We start from the raw sequence: 544 nt of genomic DNA on the forward strand, positions 1-544 counted from the left end.
AGGCTGCTGAGTTTGAACCGGCTTCCGATGTGGAGGGGGCGGGGCCGGTGGTGTTGTCGTCGGTGGTGCCGTGGGTGGTGTCGGCGCGGTCGGAGTCGGGGTTGCGGGAGCAGGCGCGGCGGCTTGTGGTGCATGTGGAGATGGATGCGGGGCTGGATCCGGTGGAGGTGGGTGCGGCGTTGGTGTCGAGTCGGGCGGGTCTGGAGCATCGGGCGGTGGTGCTGGGGGGTGGCCGGGATGAGTTGTTGCAGGGTCTGCGTGGGTTGGCGGTGGGGGAGCCGGGTGTTGGTGTGGTGAGTGGGGTGGCTGGTCAGGGTGTGGTTGGTGGGCGTGGTGTGGTGTTCGTGTTTCCGGGTCAGGGGTCGCAGTGGGTGGGTATGGCTCAGGGGCTGTTGGTTGCTTCGCCGGTGTTTGCGGGGCGGATGCGTGAATGTGCTCGGGCGTTGGCGCCGTTCGTGGAGTGGGACTTGTTGGAGGTGTTGGGGGACGAGGAGGTGTTGGGGCGGGTTGATGTGGTGCAGCCGGTGTTGTGGGCGGTGATGGT

At 67.5% G+C, this 544-nt stretch carries 1 protein-coding gene; it reads left to right on the forward strand.

What is annotated here, in order from left to right:
- The coding region (locus ACLZOT_RS49785; RefSeq protein ID WP_416975955.1) for an acyltransferase domain-containing protein at positions 1-544 on the forward strand (544 nt) is incomplete at both ends.

The organism is Streptomyces sp. 4F14, from assembly GCF_048159485.1.
In the GTDB taxonomy this organism is placed as follows: Bacteria; Actinomycetota; Actinomycetes; order Streptomycetales; family Streptomycetaceae; genus Streptomyces.